Raw genomic sequence first — 15,730 nt, 5'->3', positions numbered from 1 at the left:
GGCGCTGGCCTTAGGTTGGCAGAGTGCCTTCGAAGGAGGAGCGGATCATGCACCCACCTGATCCCGGCGACTACGGCCGGCCGATGGACGAGGGAGAAGCAGAAGATCTCCTTCGATGTATCTGCTTCAAGAACGGCCCGCCCAGAACGGTGGGTGTGGAACTGGAATGGCTCGTACACGACCAGGACAGACCCCATGAGCCCGTCCCGGCCGACCGCCTCATTGAGGCATACGACCGGGTGCGCTCTCTGCACCTCGACTCGCTCCTGACCTTCGAACCGGGCGGCCAGCTGGAGCTCAGCTCGCTCCCCGCCGCCTCCCTGACGGAGTGCATCGACTCCGTCGCCGCCGATCTGGACGCCGTACGCGCGGTGCTCCGGCCGGCCGGACTCACCCTCGCCGGGTACGGACTGGACCCGTGGCAGACGCCGCGCCGGCTCCTCCACGAACCCCGGTACGAGGCCATGGAGGCCTTCCTCGACCGCACCGGCCCCGCCGGCCGCGCCATGATGTGCACCTCCGCCTCCGTCCAGGTGTGTCTGGACGCGGGCAACGAGGAGCCGGGACCGCTCGGCCACGGCAGACGCTGGCAGCTCGCGCATCTGCTCGGCGCGGTGCTGACCGCCGCGTTCGCCAACTCCCCCGCGCGGGAGGGCCACTACACCGGCTGGCGCTCCACGCGTCAGGCCGTGTGGGCCGAACTGGACGCCGTACGACCGCTGTCACCGCCCCTGGACCGGGAGCCGCGGGCAGCCTGGACGGCGCACGCGCTGGACGCACCCGTGATGTGTGTACGGGCGCCCGAAGGGCCCTGGGCTCGGCCGGAGGGGCTCACCTTCCGTCAGTGGCTGCGCTCCGGCGGTCCGCGCCCGCCGACCCGCGAGGATCTCGACTACCACCTGACCACGCTGTTCCCGCCCGTGCGCCCGCGTGGCCATCTCGAACTGCGCATGATCGACGCTCAGCCGGGCGAGGACGGCTGGATGGTGCCGCTGGCCGTCACCACGGCCCTGTTCGACGACGCCGAGGCGGCCGAGACCGTCTACCGCGCCGTCAAACCGCTGGCGGAGTACGCCGGTCCGCTGCCCGCCCCGTGCAATCCGCTGTGGATGAGCGCGGCCCGGAACGGACTGACCGACCCCGAACTGCACGCGGCGGCCGTCATCTGCTTCGGCGTCGCCCTGGAGGCGCTCCCCCGCATCGGCGCTTCCACCGCGGTGCAGGAGGCGGTCGCCGCCTTCAACGAGCGCCATGTCCTGCGGGGCCGATGTCCCGCCGACGATCTGCGCATCCCGTCACTCGGGAAGGAACCGAGCTCATGACCGACGACCTCAGGCGACGCGCTCTCGACGCGCTGATCACCGCCCGGGACCGCACCGCCGGTCTCACCACCTGCGTGGACGAGAACGAACTGATCGCCCAGCATTCCCCGTTGATGTCGCCGCTGGTCTGGGACCTCGCGCACATCGGCAACCAGGAAGAACAGTGGCTGCTGCGGACCGTCGGAGGCCGTGAGGCCCTGCGGCCCGAGATCGACTCCGTCTACGACGCCTTCGAGCACCCGCGCGCCCTGCGCCCGACCCTCCCCCTGCTCGCCCCGTCCGAGGCGCGCACCTACGCCTCCGACGTACGTGGCCGGGTCCTCGACATCCTCGAGCGCACCCCGCTGGAGGGCACCGACCGGCTGACCGACTCGGGCTTCGCCTTCGGCATGATCGCCCAGCACGAGCAGCAGCACGACGAGACGATGCTCATCACCCACCAGCTCCGCAAGGGTCCCGCCGTGCTCAGCGCGCCCGAGCCCCCGGCGGGCGGTATGCAGGGCCTCTCCGAGGAGATCCTGGTCCCCGGCGGCCCCTTCACCATGGGCACCTCGACGGAGCCCTGGGCGCTGGACAACGAGCGTCCGGCGCACCGGCGCGACGTGCCGGCCTTCCATCTCGACACCGCGCCGGTGACCTGCGGCGCCTACATTGCGTTCATCGAGGACGGCGGCTACGACGACCCCCGTTGGTGGGCCGCCGAGGGCTGGGACCAGATCCGCCGGCACGACATCGGCGCACCGCTGTTCTGGCGCCGGGAGGCCGGGCAGTGGCTGCGCCGCCGCTTCGGCGTGACGGAGCCGGTGCCCGCGGACGAGCCGGTGCTGCATGTGAGCTGGTACGAGGCCGACGCCTACGCCCGCTGGGCGGGGCGGCGGCTGCCGACCGAGGCCGAATGGGAGAAGGCCGCCCGCCACGACCAGGAGGCGGACCGCTCGCGGCGCTTCCCGTGGGGCGACGCGGACCCGACGCCCACGCAGGCCAACCTGGGACAGCGCCATCTGCGTCCGGCCCCTGCCGGAAGCTACCCGGAGGGCGAGTCCCCGCTCGGAGTCCGGCAGTTGATCGGCGATGTGTGGGAGTGGACGTCGAGCGACTTCCTGCCCTACCCCGGCTTCGCCGCGTTCCCCTACCGCGAGTACTCCGAGGTGTTCTTCGGCAGCGCCCACAAGGTGCTGCGCGGCGGCTCGTTCGCCGTCGACAAGGTGGCCTGCCGCGGCACCTTCCGCAACTGGGACCTCCCGGTGCGGCGCCAGATCTTCTCCGGCTTCCGCACCGCACGGGACGCCGCCGGCCACGAGGATGTCGCCTGATGTGCCGTCATATCGCCTACCTCGGCCCGCCGCTGCCCCTCGGGCAGCTGCTGGCCGAACCGGCGCACGGACTGCTGCGGCAGTCGTGGGCCCCCCGCCGCCAGCGGTACGGGACGGTCAACGCCGACGGATTCGGCGTCGGCTGGTACGCCGAGGGCGATCCGGTGCCCGCACGCTACCGGCGCACCGGACCCATCTGGGCGGACCTGTCGTTCACCGACATCGCCCGGGTCGTCCGCAGCGGGGCGGTGCTCGCCGCCGTCCGGGACGCCACGGAGGCCGGTGCGGACGGCGAGGCCGCCGCGGCTCCGTTCGCCTCCGGGCCCTGGCTGTTCAGTCACAACGGGGCCGTCAGGGGCTGGCCGCGCTCCATGGCGCCGCTCTCCCTCTCCCTGCCCGCCACCGACCTGCTCTCGCTGGAATCGCGCTGCGACTCGGCGCTGCTGTGGGCCCTGGTGCTGCGCAGGCTGCGCGACGGCGATGAACCCGGCCAGGCGATCGCCGAGACGATCTACGAGGCGGCCGGGGCCGCACCGGACTCACGGCTGAACTTCCTGCTCACCGACGGCGAGACGATCGCGGCGAGCGCCTGGGGCGACACCCTGTGGTACCTCGCCGAGCCCGGCCGCCGCACGGTCGTGGCCTCGGAGCCGTACGACGACGATCCGCACTGGCGAGAGGTGCCCGACCGGACACTGCTCGCCGCAACCCGAACCGATGTCCTGCTGACACCGCTCAAGGAGCCCACTTCGTGAGCCCGTTCCTCTTGACCCGCACCCTGCCCGAGGACGCCACCGACGCCGCGCTGCGCGGCGACGTCCTGCACGGGCTCACCCGCACCCCCAAGACGCTGCCGCCGAAGTGGTTCTACGACGCCCGCGGAAGCGAGCTGTTCGAGGAGATCACCCGGCTGCCCGAGTACTACCCCACCCGAGCCGAGCGGGAGATCCTGATCGACCGCTCGGCGGAGATCGCCGCGGCGACGAAGGCCCGGACGCTGGTGGAGCTGGGCTCGGGCTCCTCGGAGAAGACCCGTCATCTGCTGGACGAGCTGAACGACCTGCACAGTTATGTGCCGGTCGACGTGAGCGAGAGCGCCCTGCGGGGCGCGGCCGAGGCGCTGCTGGAGGAGCATCCCGGGCTCGATGTGCACGCCCTGATCGCCGACTTCACCCGCGGGCTCGCGCTGCCCGGCACTCCGGGCCCCCGGCTGGTCGCGTTCCTCGGCGGCACGATCGGCAATCTGCTGCCGGCCGAGCGGGCGGCGTTCCTGAGCTCGGTGCGGTCGCTGCTCGACCCCGGGGACGCGCTGCTGCTGGGCACGGACCTCGTCAAGGACGAGGACGTGCTGGTACGCGCCTACGACGACGCCTCCGGGGTGACGGCCGCGTTCAACAAGAACGTCCTGAACGTCCTCGCCCGGGAGCTGGGCGCGGACGTCGACCCCGCCGACTTCGACCATGTGGCGCGATGGGACCCGCAGGAGGAGTGGATCGAGATGCGGCTGCGGGCGCGTCACGCCCTGAGCGTGAAGATTCCCGAGCTGGATCTCGTGGTCGCCTTCGAGGAGGGCGAGGAGATGCGCACCGAGATCTCCGCGAAGTTCCGTCAGGAGGGTGTGCGGACGGAACTGGCGGCGGCAGGCATGGAGTTGACGAACTGGTGGACGGACAGGGAGGGCAGGTTCGCGCTGTCCCTGGCGACGGCCTGCTGAGCCGCGCGGGCCAGTGAGCGGCGGTCGGGGAAACTCCCCGCGGGGATGGCCGGCAGCAGCCGGATCTCGGCGGTGAGTTCACCGGCCGCCACGACCCGCCACAGCGACGCGGGCAGCGAGTCCTCACCGACGAAGGCGGCCGCGCCTGTGGGCAGATAGGTGATGCGGACGGGCTGCACGCTCGCGCCGGCGTCCAGAGCGGCCTGGAAGACGGCGTGCCGGAAGCGGCCCTGCTCACGCCCGCACCAGGTGGACCCCTCGGGGAACGCGATGACCCGGGCGCCCTCACGGAGCGCGGAGGCCATCTCGGCCACGGTCGCGGGGAGCGTCCGCAACCGGTCGCGCTCCAGGAAGAAGGTGCCGCCGCGGGCCGCGAGCGGTCCGAGGACGGGCCAGTGCCTGACCTCTGTCTTGGCCAGCATCCGCCCCGGCAGGGCGGTGGCCATCAGCGGTATGTCCAGCCAGGAGATGTGGTTGGCGACGACGAGGGAGCCCCGCGGGGCGTAGGGCCGGCCGACGATCCGCAGGCGCACACCGAAGGCGCGCAGCACCGCCCGCGTCCAGCAGCGGGTCGCCAGATGCCGGAACCGAGTGCCCAGTACCAGGGCGAGCAGCGCCACCAGCGGCCCGACGAGGATGCCGGCGAGCGCGGTCAGCAGTCCTGCCGTCAGCCGGGCGACCGCGGTGATCGTGCCGGCCACCGGGCCCTGGTGGGTGGCGCATCCGGCGGGGGTGCAGGGCGCGCCGGGGAGCCAGACGCTCATCGTCCGGGGGCGAGCGAGAGGAAGTGGTTCAGGTAGCGCGGGTTGGTGCGGCGCAGCGAGAGCAGTACGTACAGGTCGGCGACACCGAAGTCGGCGTCGTGGGCGGGCGCCCCGCACACCCAGGCGCCGAGGCGGAGGTATCCGCGCAGCAGAGCGGGCAGTTCGGTGCGGCCGGCGGGAAGGGCGACGGTGTCGGCGTTCCAGAGCTTGTGGGGGGTCACCCAGTACTCCTCGGGGGCCAGGTTCTTGCTGCGGACCGTGGACCAGGTGGCCGCGGCGAGGGTGCCGCCGTCCGCGAGCGGGATCGAGCAGCAGCCGGCCAGCCAGTTGTGTCCGGTGCGGGTCATGTACCGGGCGAGCCCGGCCCAGATCAGGCCGATGACGGCCCCGTTGCGGTGCAGCGGGTGGACGCAGGAGCGGCCGACCTCGACCAGGTCGTCGCGGATGGGGTCGAGCCGGGCCAGGTCGAACTCGGTCTCGGAGTAGAGCCGCCCGGCCGCACGGGCCCGGTCGGGCGGCAGCAGCCGGTAGGTGCCGACGACCTCGCCGGTGTCCGCCTCGCGCACCAGCAGGTGGTCGCAGTACGCGTCGTAGGCGTCGATGTCCAGACCCGGCTCCGGTCCCTCCAGCCGTGCGCCCATCTCGCCGGCGAAGACCTGGTGGCGCAGCCGCTGGGCTGCGCGGACGTCCTCCTGGTCGCGGGCGAGCGAGACGATGTACCGGGGCTGCTCGGCCTCCGCGCCGGCCTCGGGGAGCCGGGTGGGGAGCGACGTAGGGGCCGGGGCGGGGAGTCGGAGGGGCGCGGCGACGACGGCTGGCGATGCGGGCATGGCTGTCTCCTGTGCCGGACGGAGGGGGACGGACCGCCGGTGCGGCGGCCGGCTCCCTACTTCTTCCGTGGCCGGCTGGATTCGACATGACAGCCCGGCGGAGAGTGGATGTGCGACGGCTGAATGCCGGGGTGTCACCCGCGTGCGAGGACGTCCGTGATGCGCTCGGAGGCCTGCCGCGCCGCGCGAGCGGCGTTCTTCCCCTGGAGGACGGCGGTCATATAGGTCTTGATCGGGTTGTCGGCCTCGACCTCGGCCCACTGCGGAGAGTTGGGGGTCGCCCGGCCCTGCGCGGCTCCGACGGCCATCGCGGCCGTGCCCTCCTCGCCCTTGAGCACGCCGGCGAGGGTGCTCTTGTTGGGGACGTAGTTCATGGTGCGGGCGAGATCGGTCTGCCAGCGCGTCCCGGCCAGCGCCTTGACGACCTCGATGGCCGCCGCCCGTTCGCGGGCCTTCTCCGGGACGATCAGGTCGGAGCCGCCGGTGAAGACGGCGCCGGGTCTCTGGGCCGTCTTGCCGGGCACGGGGAAGTAGCCGAGCTTGCCCTTCAGATCGGGGTTGGCCTTTTCGATGACGGTCGCGGCGCCGGGCACGGCGATGATCTGGGCGACATCGCCCTGGGCGAAGACCTCCGCCTGGGGCGGCGTCTGCTCGTCGGCGGCCTTGGGCCCGTCGCCGTGTGCCTGGAGCTCCTTGTAGAACGCCATGCCGCGCAGCGCCGCCGGGGTGTCGAGGGTGCCCTGCCAGTCGCCGCCTCGCTCGACGGCCAGGTCCCCGCCCTCGTCCCAGATGAAGCCGGACAGGGTGTACCAGTCCTGGCCGGAGAGGTAGATGCCCTGGACACCGTTGTCGTCGAGCTGCTCCGAGGTGTCGAGCCACTGGGCCCGGGTCTTGGGAAGCGCGGTGATCCCGGCGTCCGCGAAGAGGTCCTTGTTGTAGATGACGACGCGGTTGGCCGCGTACCAGGGGATGCCGTACTGGGAGCCGTTGATGCTGCCGGGTTCGGCGAGTCCCGGCAGCCACTGCTCGTTGCCGAGGTCGCGTACGGACTCCAGCGTGAGGTCCAGCAGGGCGTCGCTCTCCGCGTACTGGGCGACCTGGGTGTTGCCGACCTCGATGATGTCGGGCCCCTTGCCGCTCTCCAGCGCGGCCATGACCTTCTTCCCGATGCCGGTCCACTCCTGGAAGGTGACGTCGAGCTCCACCGACGGGTTGTCCTTCTCGTACGCGGTCGTGAACCGCTTCAGGAAGTCGTCGGAGACGCTGTCCTGCATCAGCCAGATCCGCACGGTCCGTGTATCCGATCCGGTGCCGGGGATCACCCCGCAGCCGGTGAGCGTGAGCGCGGAGACGAGCGCGACGGACAGGGCACGGAAGTTCTTCACGGCGGTCACCTTCGGCGAGAGGACACGGGAGCGGACCCGACATGGGGGGAAAGCGCGCTCCGCGCTCGCACGGGTGTGTGGGTGGAGTTTGGTATGTACCAATGCCCGGGTCAACCCCCGGCAGCCGCCGGAGGGTTCGCACGCGGGGGCGGGCGCGCGACGGCGCCCGCCCCCGCGACGCCGGTCAGCCGGTGCCGGGGACCGTGTCCTGGAAGGCCGTCCCGGCGGAGCGGAAGGCGGCCACACGGGCGCCGACTTGGGCGGGAGTGAGCACCTGGTCCTTCACATGCAGCACGTAGTCGACCTTCTGGTCGTAGGCGCGCGGGGTGGTGCTGGTCTGGCCCGCGAGATCGATGAGCCACTGGTTGAAGTTGATGGACATCGGGCGCTCGGGCAGATACCGGGCGTCGTGCCGGCCGAACAGGGTGCCGTCGACGTAGTAGGTGATGGCGCTGTTGTCGATGGTGACGACGAGGTCGTGCCAGCCGGCGTAGCTGGTGCGGGCCTCCGAGTGCTGGTTGACCGCCTCCCAGGGGTCGGGCCGGTAGGTCTCCCACGAGGTCGTGTAGAGGATGTTGGCGGGCTCGCCCCAGCCGCCGTTGGGCAGGTACTCGAAGTCGTACTCGGCGTAGTCGTCCGCCATCGGGGCCTTGAGGTCGTTGATCGTGAAGAACGTCTGGACGAGGCGGTCGCCGTCCGGGCCCGACCTCGGGGCGTCGGAGAACCTCACACGTGCCGCGTAGGTGCCGTTCTTGAACTTCGTGGCCCGGGTGAGGATTTCGGTCTGCTCGGTGGAGGCGGCCGTACCGGCCGTGGAGGTCTCCAGGTTCATGACCGAGTTGGTCCCCTCCCTGGCGAAGGTGACGTTCTCCGGCGCCCAGGCCGCGCCCGGCACTCCGGGGCCGCCGGAGTTGGAGCGCACGTTCCAGCCGTGGGCGCTGAGCGCCGGGTCGGTGTGCGAGGTGTAGGTGAAGTCGTCGAACAGCGTGGCTCCGTCGCCGGGCGGGTCGGTGGGATCCGTCGGATCCGGGTCGGGGTCGTTGCCCGCGGGGGCCGTTCCCCACACCGTCGCGCCACCGACGGCCGCCGTGACCTTGGACCAGTCGCCGTACGCCGTCTGGGAGGCGGCGAAGGAGTAGTCGTCGTGCTGGTTGATCGCCTGCCAGTCGCTGCGGTGGAACCGCAGTTGCATGTCGCCGGTGTCGGCGCCGGCGGCGAGCGATCCGGCCCCGGCCGTGAAGCCGATCTCCAGATAGCGGTCGGCGTCGGCCGTGGACCGGGTCAGGGTGCCGAAGGTGCCCGTGATGTTGGCGCAGCCCTTCACCGCCCAGGAGCAGGCGAAGCGGTACGAGGCTCCCGCGTCGGCCTTGAAGTAGTAGCGGATCTTCACCTGGCTCAGCGGGACCGAGCTGCTGCCGGTGTTGACCACCTTGAACCAGGGCTCGGCCTGGTCGCTGCCGGTGGCGCTCTGCCGGTACTGGACCTTGACCTGCTCGCCGGCGGCGGCCGCCGGCAACGCGGTCAGCGTCGCGCAGCCGAGGCCGGCCACGGCCGCGGCGGCCACGGCGGCTCGAAGGCGCAGGGGACTGAGGCTCATGGGGAATCCTCTCGGGACGGGTGGAGCACGGGGGGCCGGTCCGGCACGCCGAGCGCGTCGAGCCGGGCTCTGTGGCGGTGCATACGCGCCTGGAAACCGGGCCAGTCGTGGCCACCGGACCAGGCGGTGTCGGCGAGCGCGCACAGCCGGGGGAAGGCGAGATACTCGGCGTGCGCGGGGGTGGTGACGTACTCGGTCCACAACTGGGCCTGTGTGCCGAGCACCCGGGCCGCGGCCTCCGGCTCCCAGTGGGCGGGCGCCGGTTCGGTCGCATGGACGGTCCGCAGGTCGACGACCTGGCCCGGCTGGCCGGGCGGCTCACCGGGCAGTGCGGACTGGGGGTAGTCGAGGTACGTGGAGCGGTACGGCGCCATGATCACCTGCCGGCCGCCGCGGGCGGCGGCGAGGCCGTGCCGCTGGTCCCGCCACGGCAGCACGGTGAAGGTGTCCGGCAGATCGACACCGGTCTCGGTCCAGCCGAGCGGACGGCGGCCGCGCTCCGTGACGAACTCGCCCATGCGGCCCATGAACCAGCCGTGCAGGGCACCGGGGCCCTCCAGCCCTTGCTCGGCGACCCGAGCCAGCGCGGCGGGCGACTGATGCCATTCCGTCGTCGGGCACTCCTCGCCGCCCAGGTGGACGTACGGCGAGGGAAAGGTGTCCATCACCTCGTCGAGGACGGTGCGGCAGAAGTCCAGGACCTCGTCGTGGACACCGAGGACCGTGTCGCACACACCCCATCGGCGCCAGACCTCCAGCTGCCGCCCGGGGCGGTTGCCCAGATGCGGGTAGGCGGCGAGCGCCGCGCGCGCATGGCCCGGCATCTCGATCTCCGGCACGACGGTGATGCCGCGGGCGGCGGCGTGATCGATGAGCCCGGCGAGTTCCTGCCGGGTGTACGCACCGCCGTGCGGGGTTCCGCCGACCTCGGTGAGCTTGGGACGGGCGGCGACGGGCATACGCCAGCCCTGGTCGTCGGTGAGATGCAGGTGCAGCACGTTCAGCTTGTGCAGGGCCAGCAGGTCGGTGAAGCGCCGCAGGAAGGACACGGGCTGGAAGTGACGGGCCACGTCCAGCATGGCTCCGCGCCAGGCGAACCGGGGGACGTCGGTGATCTGCACACAGGGCACGGACCACGGAGTGCCGCGCACCGGGTTCCCGGACAGGGCCTCGGGAGGCAGCAGTTGACGGATCGTCTGGACGCCGTGGACCAGTCCTTCGGGACGGGCGGCCCGCAGCAGCACAGCGTCGGCGCCCACGGTGAGTCCGTACCCCTCCGTGCCGAGTCCGGTGAGGCCGGCGTCGAGGGCGATGACGACACGGCCGTCCGCGGCGAGGGGCAGCGGAAGTCCCGTGGCGGGGGCGAGCAGGGTGCGCAGGAGTGCGGCCGCGGGCTCGGCGCCGGGCGCCGCTCGGACGGTCGTACGGTCGTCGAAGGTGAACCTGCCGTTCATGACGGTGAGTTGGGCCGGCCGGGGCACCAGGTCGATGCGGTGACGGGACAGCGGCATGACGGCTTCTCCTATCCCTTGACCGCTCCGCCGGTCATTCCGGCGGAGACCCGGCTCTGGAGCACCAGGAAGAGGACGAGGACGGGCAGCGCGAAGAGGGTGGAGGCGGCCATGGTGGCGCCCCAGTCGGTGCCGAAGACGTTCGAGAACGAGGAGAGCCAGACCGGGAGGGTGCGGTCGTCCTGGTTCTTGATGATCAGCATGTTGGCGAAGGCGAACTCGTTCCAGGCCGTGATGAAGCCGAACAGCGAGGTGGCGAGCAGCCCGGGGGCGAGCAGCGGCAGCGTCACCCGGCGGAAGGCGGCGGCCCGGGTGCAGCCGTCGACCTGGGCGGCCTCCTCCAGTTCCACGGGGATCGCGGTGAGGAAGCTGCGCAGGGTCACGATGGTGAAGGGCAGCGTGATCATGAAGTAGACGAGGCTCAGGGTGGCGAGCCGGTCGAGCATGTCGGTGTCGCGGGCGATGACGTACATCGGGATGAGCAGCGCCTCCCAGGGCGCGACCTGGGCGATGAAGACCATCAGCACGAAGCCGCGGCGGCCCCTCCAGCGCAGCCGGGCCACGGCGAAGGCCGCACCCAGCGCCACGACCAGGGCGAGCAGGACACAACTGGCCGTCACCAGCAGGCTGTTGCGCCAGAAGGACCAGAATCCGTCGGCGTTCACGGCCGCGGAGAAGTGGTCGAGCGTGAGGTCGGTGGGCAGGAACACGGGGGTCTCGGCCTGGATGTCCCGGGTGGGCTTGAAGGCGGTCAGGATCATCCAGTAGACGGGGAAGACGCTGAGGACGAAGACGATCAGCGCTCCCGCGTTCAGGGGGAGCCGGCGCAGTGCGGCGGGTCCGGGTCGCAGGAGTCTCACAGCTCGGCCTCCTGCCGGAACATCTGTCGGAAGTAGAGGATCAGCGCGGCCAGCAGGATGAGCACGGTCAGGGTGGCCGCGGCGGCGCCGAGGTCGTAGCGGTGCAGGGACTGGGCGACCTGGTAGGCGTAGACGGGCAGGGTGGTGGTCGCACCGCCGGGCCCGCCCTTGGTGACGGCCCAGATCTGGGCGAAGCAGCGGAAGACCCAGATGACTTCGAGGCACAGGACGAGCCCGAAGACGGGGCGCAGGACGGGCAGCGTGACGGAGCGGAAGATCCGCCAGCCGCCGGCGCCGTCGATCCTGGCCGATTCGACCAGTTCGGCGGGGACGGTGGTCAGGGCGGCGTGCAGGGTGACGGCCACGAACGGCACGGACTGCCAGACGACCAGCAGGACGAGGATGGTGAAAGCCGAACCGCCGTGCGCGAGCCAGGAGTAGTCCCGGAAGGAGTCGAACCCCAGCCGGATCAGCAGCCAGTTGACCACGCCGAGGCGTGAGGAGAAGAGCCACTGGAAGACGGTGGTGGTGGCGATGACCGGGCTGGCCCAGGCGAGGACCAGTCCGCTCAGCACCAGGATCCGCAGGCCCTTGCGCAGGCGCTGGAGCATCAGGGCCACGACGGTGCCGAGCACCATGATCAGTACGACGTTGAGGGCGGTCCACCACAGCGTGCGCCGCACGACCTCCCAGAAGGCCGTGTCGCCGAGGATCTCCCGGTAGTTCTCCAGGCCCGCGAAGCCGGCGCCGCCGCGGATCAGCTCCGCCATCCCGTAGTGCTGGAAGGAGATGACCAGATTGCGGACCAGGGGGTAGGCGAGGAGGAAGGCCGCGCCGAGGACGGTGGGGGCTATCAGCAGATAGGGCCAGAGGGCTCGGGGGCCGGCCCTCATGAGCCGAGGGTCTTGGTGATGCTGTCGGAGGCTTCCTTCGCCGCCTTCGCCGGGTCGCTGCCGGTCAGGACGGCGGTCATGTACTGCTTGATCGGATTGGTGGCCTCGACGGCCGCCCACTGCGGGGAGTTGGGCGTCGCCCGGCCCTGGGCGGCCGCGGCCGCCATCGCTGCCGTGCCCTCGTTGTCCTCGATGACCTTGGCGAGCGAGGTCCGGTTGGGGACATAGCTCATGGTTCTGGCGAGGTCGCTCTGCCACTTCTCCCCCGCGAGCGCCTTCACCACCTGGTAAGCGGCGTCCTGGTGGGCGGAGGCGGCCGGCACGATCAGGTCGGAGCCACCGGTGAAGGTGGCCCCGGGCTTGTCCGCGGTCCGGCCGGGGATCGGGAAGAAGCCGAGCTTGCCGGCGAGCGCCGGATTGGCCTGTTCGACGATCTTCGCCCCGCCGGGCACGGAGATGATCTGGGCCACGTCGCCCTTGGCGAAGACGTCGGCCTGGGGTGGCTTCGCCTCGTCGGAGTCCTTGGGCCCCTTGCCGAGCGCCTGGAGCTGCCGGTAGAAGTCCATGCCCTTCAGAGCCTCGGGACTGTCGAGCGAACCTTTCCAGGTGCCGCCGCTCTCCTCGGCGAGTTCGCCGCCGTCCTCCCAGATGAATCCGGCGAGGGTGTACCAGTTCTGGCCCGGCAGATAGATGCCCTGCACCGGGCCCGCGTTGAGCTTGCGGGTGATCGCCAGCCACTCGTCACGTGTCTTCGGCGGCGCGGTGATGCCGGCCTTGCCGAACAGGTCCTTGTTGTAGATCACCACACGGTTCGCCGCGTACCAGGGAATGCCGTACTGCTTGCCGTCGACCTTGCCCGGCTCGGCGAGTCCGGGGAGCCAGTCGCCGCCGCGCAGTTCGGTGACCTTGGCACCGAGGTCGGTCACACCGCCGCTGGCCGCGTACTGCGCGACCTGGGTGTTGCCCACTTCGATGACGTCCGGTGCGTCCTTGCTGGCCAGGGCGGCGGTGACCTTCTCACCGATGCCGTCCCACTCCTGGATCTGGATGTCGAGGGTGGTTCCCCGGTGCTCCTTCTCGAAGCCCTTGGTGAACCGCTGGAGATAGGCGTCGGAGACGCTGTCCTTCATGATCCAGACGGTGAGCCGTTCGTCGCCGCTCGCCGATCCGGAGCCGGAGGACGACGTGCTGCAGGCGGTGAGCGCGGTGGTGGCTGCCAGGACGGCGGCAGCGGCGATGAAGCGAGTCTTCACGGATGTCACCTCGGAGATGAGTTGACCAATTGGTCAACTGGCCAACGGCGTGGCTAGAAGGTGGCATGGACCAATGTTGACGTCAAGAGCCTTGAAAAGCTGGGCCGTTCACGGAGTTGTCCATCGACCCGACGGAGCCTCACTGGTCAGAAAGTCGTTTACCATCTGACCAGTTGCCAACGAGGTGGACCACAGCAGAGAGGCCAGGGCGATGGAACGCAGCACTTCGGGTGCCGTACTGAAGCGGGAGCGGGTACGGGAGTTCCTGCTCGCGCTGGTCGAGGACCGCAGGCCCGGCGATGCCATCCCCTCCGAACGCACCCTCAGCGCCGAACTCGGCGTCTCCCGCCCCACCTTGCGTGCCGCCGTCGACGAACTCGTCGCCACCGGACAACTCGTCCGCGAACACGGCCGCGGCATGTTCGTCGCGCCCGCCAAGATCACCCAGGAACTCGTCTCCGACGACGCCGCGTTCGCCGTGCCGCGCGCCGCGGGCACCTGGTCCAGCACCGTGCTGGAGCTGGCCACCATCCGGGCGGGCGCCCGCATCGGCCGCAAGCTGCGCATCTCACCGGCCGCCGAACTGGTCTACATCGCCCGGCTGCGACGGGTCGACGGGGCTCCGATGGCCATCGAGCATCTGCACATCCCCGCCGGGCTGGTCCCCACCCTCACCCCCCAGGAGCTGGAGGCCGGCGACCTCTACGACCATCTGCGCGAGCATCACCGCGTCTTCGTGAACGAGGCCGTCCAGTCCATCGAGCCGACCGTGGTCAACGAGGCGGAGGCCGCCGTGCTCGACGTCCCGGTCCTCTCCCCCGCACTGCTGGTGGAACGGCTCACCACCGACACCGCCGGAAACCCCGTCGAGTACGTCCACTCCGTCTACCGCGGCGACCGGTACCGCATCGTCTCCCGGCTCGCGCTCGGCACCTCCGTGCCGCGTCCGCGTCCGGAAGGTCATCATCCCGGCATCCCGCCGGGCGACTTCGCGCACGGCGACATCATCAACTCCTCCACCACAGGCGACGCCTACTGAACCGCTGCCGCACCGCGCGTGCCCGCCTCACCCCGGCCGCACCGCGCGTCGCGTGCCGCCCGCACCGCACCTGACGACCCGGACGCCTGCCGACCCGGCGGTGAGTGCCGCCCGCGGGTGCCCGCGGTGCTGCCCGTATCCTCGAAGGCCCACCGCCGGCTCCGCCCCGGACCGGCCCGCAGTTCAGGAGGGCGAGGATGCCCGACACCCGCTCCCCCAGGACGGTGCTCAAGCGGGAGCGGGTGCGCGCGTATCTGCTCGCGCTGGTCGAGGACCGCAGGCCCGGCGACGCCATCCCCTCCGAACGCACCCTCAGCGCCGAACTCGGCGTCTCCCGCCCCACCCTCCGCGCCGCCGTCGACGAACTCGTCGCCACCGGACAACTCGTCCGCGAACACGGCCGCGGCATGTTCGTCGCCCCCGCCAAGATCACCCAGGAACTCGTCTCCGACCGCCATCCCGCCTCGGCGCCGATGGCAACGGGCGCCTGGTCGAGCCGGGTTCTGGAGTTCAGCACGGTGAGCGCGGGCGCCCGGATCGGACGGCGCCTGAAGGTGTCCCCCGCCGACGACCTCGTGTACGTCGCGCGGCTGCGCCTGGTCGACGGCACGCCCATCGCCCTGGAGTATCTCCACATCCCGGCAGCCCTGGTCCCCGGGCTCACGGCGGAGCAGATGGAGGCGGGCTTCTACACGCACCTCCGCGAGGCGCGCGGAGTACGGACCGCCCAGGCCGTGCAGTCGATCGAGCCGACCGTGCTGAGCGAGGACGAGGCCGTACTGCTGGGTGTGCCGGTGTTCTCCCCCGCCCTTCTGTTCGACCGTGTCACCTCCGACACCGGCGGACGCCCCGTGGAGTACGTACGGTCCCTCTACCGCGGCGACCGGTACCGCATCGTCTCCCGGCTCGCGCTCGGCACCTCGACGGACGACCGTCCTGCCCCCGACGCCTCGCGCACGGCGGCGTGGTGGGGCACGGTGGAGTAACGCATCGAGAGGAGTGCGACACCCATGTCGAATCACACCTACCGGGTCACCGAGATCGTCGGCACCTCCCCCGAAGGGATCGACGCCGCCATCCGCAACGGCATCAAGCGCGCCGGCCAGACCCTCCGAGGGCTCGACTGGTTCGAGGTGACCCAGGTCCGCGGCCACATCGTGGACGGGGAGATCGAGCACTACCAGGTCGGCCTGAAGGTCGGCTTCCGGCTCGAGGAGGGTGCCTGACCGCACCCCGCATCACCGGTTCG

15 protein-coding genes are annotated in these 15,730 nt (G+C 71.2%); 7 read left to right on the top strand and 8 right to left on the bottom strand.

What is annotated here, in order from left to right; all coding sequences use genetic code 11:
* Positions 1–47 precede the first annotated feature (47 nt).
* Genes egtA through egtD form a run of 4 tightly spaced genes read left to right on the top strand, consistent with a single transcriptional unit; the run spans position 48 to position 4,349 of the window.
* Complete coding sequence (gene egtA / locus OHA05_RS32210; protein WP_328862486.1) at positions 48–1,322, top strand: ergothioneine biosynthesis glutamate--cysteine ligase EgtA; 1,275 nt, start codon at positions 48–50, stop codon at positions 1,320–1,322.
* Complete coding sequence (gene egtB, locus OHA05_RS32205) at positions 1,319–2,635, top strand: ergothioneine biosynthesis protein EgtB (protein WP_328862485.1); 1,317 nt, start codon at positions 1,319–1,321, stop codon at positions 2,633–2,635. The genes egtA and egtB overlap by 4 nt, the downstream gene beginning before the upstream one ends.
* Positions 2,635–3,390, top strand: coding sequence for an ergothioneine biosynthesis protein EgtC (gene egtC, locus OHA05_RS32200; protein WP_313942728.1), 756 nt, complete (start codon positions 2,635–2,637; stop codon positions 3,388–3,390). The genes egtB and egtC overlap by 1 nt, the downstream gene beginning before the upstream one ends.
* Complete coding sequence (gene egtD / locus OHA05_RS32195; protein WP_313942730.1) at positions 3,387–4,349, top strand: L-histidine N(alpha)-methyltransferase; 963 nt, start codon at positions 3,387–3,389, stop codon at positions 4,347–4,349. Before egtC ends, egtD begins: the two co-directional genes overlap by 4 nt.
* Here the strand turns inward: egtD and OHA05_RS32190 are convergent.
* The 8 genes from OHA05_RS32190 to OHA05_RS32155 all read right to left on the bottom strand — a co-directional run bounded on the left by OHA05_RS32190 (position 4,244) and on the right by OHA05_RS32155 (position 13,442).
* On the bottom strand, positions 4,244–5,113 hold the full coding sequence (locus tag OHA05_RS32190; RefSeq protein ID WP_328862484.1) for a lysophospholipid acyltransferase family protein: 870 nt from the start codon (positions 5,111–5,113) through the stop codon (positions 4,244–4,246). The genes egtD and OHA05_RS32190 overlap by 106 nt on opposite strands.
* Positions 5,110–5,943, bottom strand: a complete 834-nt coding sequence (locus OHA05_RS32185; protein WP_328862483.1) for a GNAT family N-acetyltransferase — start codon at positions 5,941–5,943, stop codon at positions 5,110–5,112. Before OHA05_RS32185 ends, OHA05_RS32190 begins: the two co-directional genes overlap by 4 nt.
* Positions 5,944–6,077: 134 nt before the next feature.
* Positions 6,078–7,328, bottom strand: a complete 1,251-nt coding sequence (locus tag OHA05_RS32180) for an extracellular solute-binding protein (protein WP_328862482.1) — start codon at positions 7,326–7,328, stop codon at positions 6,078–6,080.
* Between the two features lie 184 nt (positions 7,329–7,512).
* Positions 7,513–8,925, bottom strand: a complete 1,413-nt coding sequence (locus OHA05_RS32175; RefSeq protein WP_328862481.1) for a cellulose binding domain-containing protein — start codon at positions 8,923–8,925, stop codon at positions 7,513–7,515.
* Positions 8,922–10,436, bottom strand: a complete 1,515-nt coding sequence (locus OHA05_RS32170; protein ID WP_328862480.1) for a beta-N-acetylhexosaminidase — start codon at positions 10,434–10,436, stop codon at positions 8,922–8,924. Before OHA05_RS32170 ends, OHA05_RS32175 begins: the two co-directional genes overlap by 4 nt.
* Before the next feature lie 11 nt (positions 10,437–10,447).
* Positions 10,448–11,296 carry a carbohydrate ABC transporter permease gene (locus OHA05_RS32165; protein ID WP_383238268.1) on the bottom strand — a complete coding sequence of 283 codons (849 nt, stop codon included), beginning with the start codon at positions 11,294–11,296 and terminating at the stop codon, positions 10,448–10,450.
* The gene (locus tag OHA05_RS32160; RefSeq protein WP_328862479.1) at positions 11,293–12,189 is read right to left on the bottom strand and encodes a carbohydrate ABC transporter permease; all 897 of its coding nucleotides are present in this window, start codon (positions 12,187–12,189) and stop codon (positions 11,293–11,295) included. Before OHA05_RS32160 ends, OHA05_RS32165 begins: the two co-directional genes overlap by 4 nt.
* Positions 12,186–13,442: an extracellular solute-binding protein gene (locus tag OHA05_RS32155; protein WP_328862478.1), complete on the bottom strand. Its 1,257-nt coding sequence runs from the start codon at positions 13,440–13,442 to the stop codon at positions 12,186–12,188. Before OHA05_RS32155 ends, OHA05_RS32160 begins: the two co-directional genes overlap by 4 nt.
* 211 nt (positions 13,443–13,653) lie before the next feature.
* Between OHA05_RS32155 and OHA05_RS32150 the strand changes: the two genes are divergently transcribed.
* The 3 genes from OHA05_RS32150 to OHA05_RS32140 all read left to right on the top strand — a co-directional run bounded on the left by OHA05_RS32150 (position 13,654) and on the right by OHA05_RS32140 (position 15,707).
* Positions 13,654–14,481, top strand: coding sequence for a GntR family transcriptional regulator (locus OHA05_RS32150; RefSeq protein WP_313942738.1), 828 nt, complete (start codon positions 13,654–13,656; stop codon positions 14,479–14,481).
* A 197-nt stretch (positions 14,482–14,678) separates the two neighbouring features.
* Positions 14,679–15,467, top strand: a complete 789-nt coding sequence (locus OHA05_RS32145) for a GntR family transcriptional regulator (protein ID WP_328862477.1) — start codon at positions 14,679–14,681, stop codon at positions 15,465–15,467.
* 24 nt (positions 15,468–15,491) lie between these two features.
* Complete coding sequence (locus tag OHA05_RS32140) at positions 15,492–15,707, top strand: dodecin (protein ID WP_313942740.1); 216 nt, start codon at positions 15,492–15,494, stop codon at positions 15,705–15,707.
* The last annotated feature ends 23 nt before the right edge of the window (positions 15,708–15,730 follow it).

The sequence above is a fragment of the Streptomyces sp. NBC_00306 genome (genome assembly GCF_036169555.1).
Classification (GTDB): Bacteria; Actinomycetota; Actinomycetes; order Streptomycetales; family Streptomycetaceae; genus Streptomyces; species Streptomyces achmelvichensis.
Note: the sequence above shows the minus strand (reverse complement) of the source record. Positions and strands in the feature narration are given on the sequence as shown.

Bases quoted from the DNA above. Each gene is read 5' to 3' on its own strand.
- OHA05_RS32160 (WP_328862479.1), bottom strand. From the start codon at position 12,189: ATGAGGGCCGGCCCCCGAGCCCTCTGGCCCTATCTGCTGATAGCCCCC.
- OHA05_RS32140 (WP_313942740.1), top strand. From the start codon at position 15,492: ATGTCGAATCACACCTACCGGGTCACCGAGATCGTCGGCACCTCCCCC.
- egtB (WP_328862485.1), top strand. From the start codon at position 1,319: ATGACCGACGACCTCAGGCGACGCGCTCTCGACGCGCTGATCACCGCC.
- OHA05_RS32170 (WP_328862480.1), bottom strand. From the start codon at position 10,436: ATGCCGCTGTCCCGTCACCGCATCGACCTGGTGCCCCGGCCGGCCCAA.
- egtC (WP_313942728.1), top strand. From the start codon at position 2,635: ATGTGCCGTCATATCGCCTACCTCGGCCCGCCGCTGCCCCTCGGGCAG.
- OHA05_RS32145 (WP_328862477.1), top strand. From the start codon at position 14,679: ATGCCCGACACCCGCTCCCCCAGGACGGTGCTCAAGCGGGAGCGGGTG.
- OHA05_RS32175 (WP_328862481.1), bottom strand. From the start codon at position 8,925: ATGAGCCTCAGTCCCCTGCGCCTTCGAGCCGCCGTGGCCGCCGCGGCC.
- OHA05_RS32185 (WP_328862483.1), bottom strand. From the start codon at position 5,943: ATGCCCGCATCGCCAGCCGTCGTCGCCGCGCCCCTCCGACTCCCCGCC.
- OHA05_RS32190 (WP_328862484.1), bottom strand. From the start codon at position 5,113: ATGAGCGTCTGGCTCCCCGGCGCGCCCTGCACCCCCGCCGGATGCGCC.
- egtA (WP_328862486.1), top strand. From the start codon at position 48: ATGCACCCACCTGATCCCGGCGACTACGGCCGGCCGATGGACGAGGGA.
- OHA05_RS32150 (WP_313942738.1), top strand. From the start codon at position 13,654: ATGGAACGCAGCACTTCGGGTGCCGTACTGAAGCGGGAGCGGGTACGG.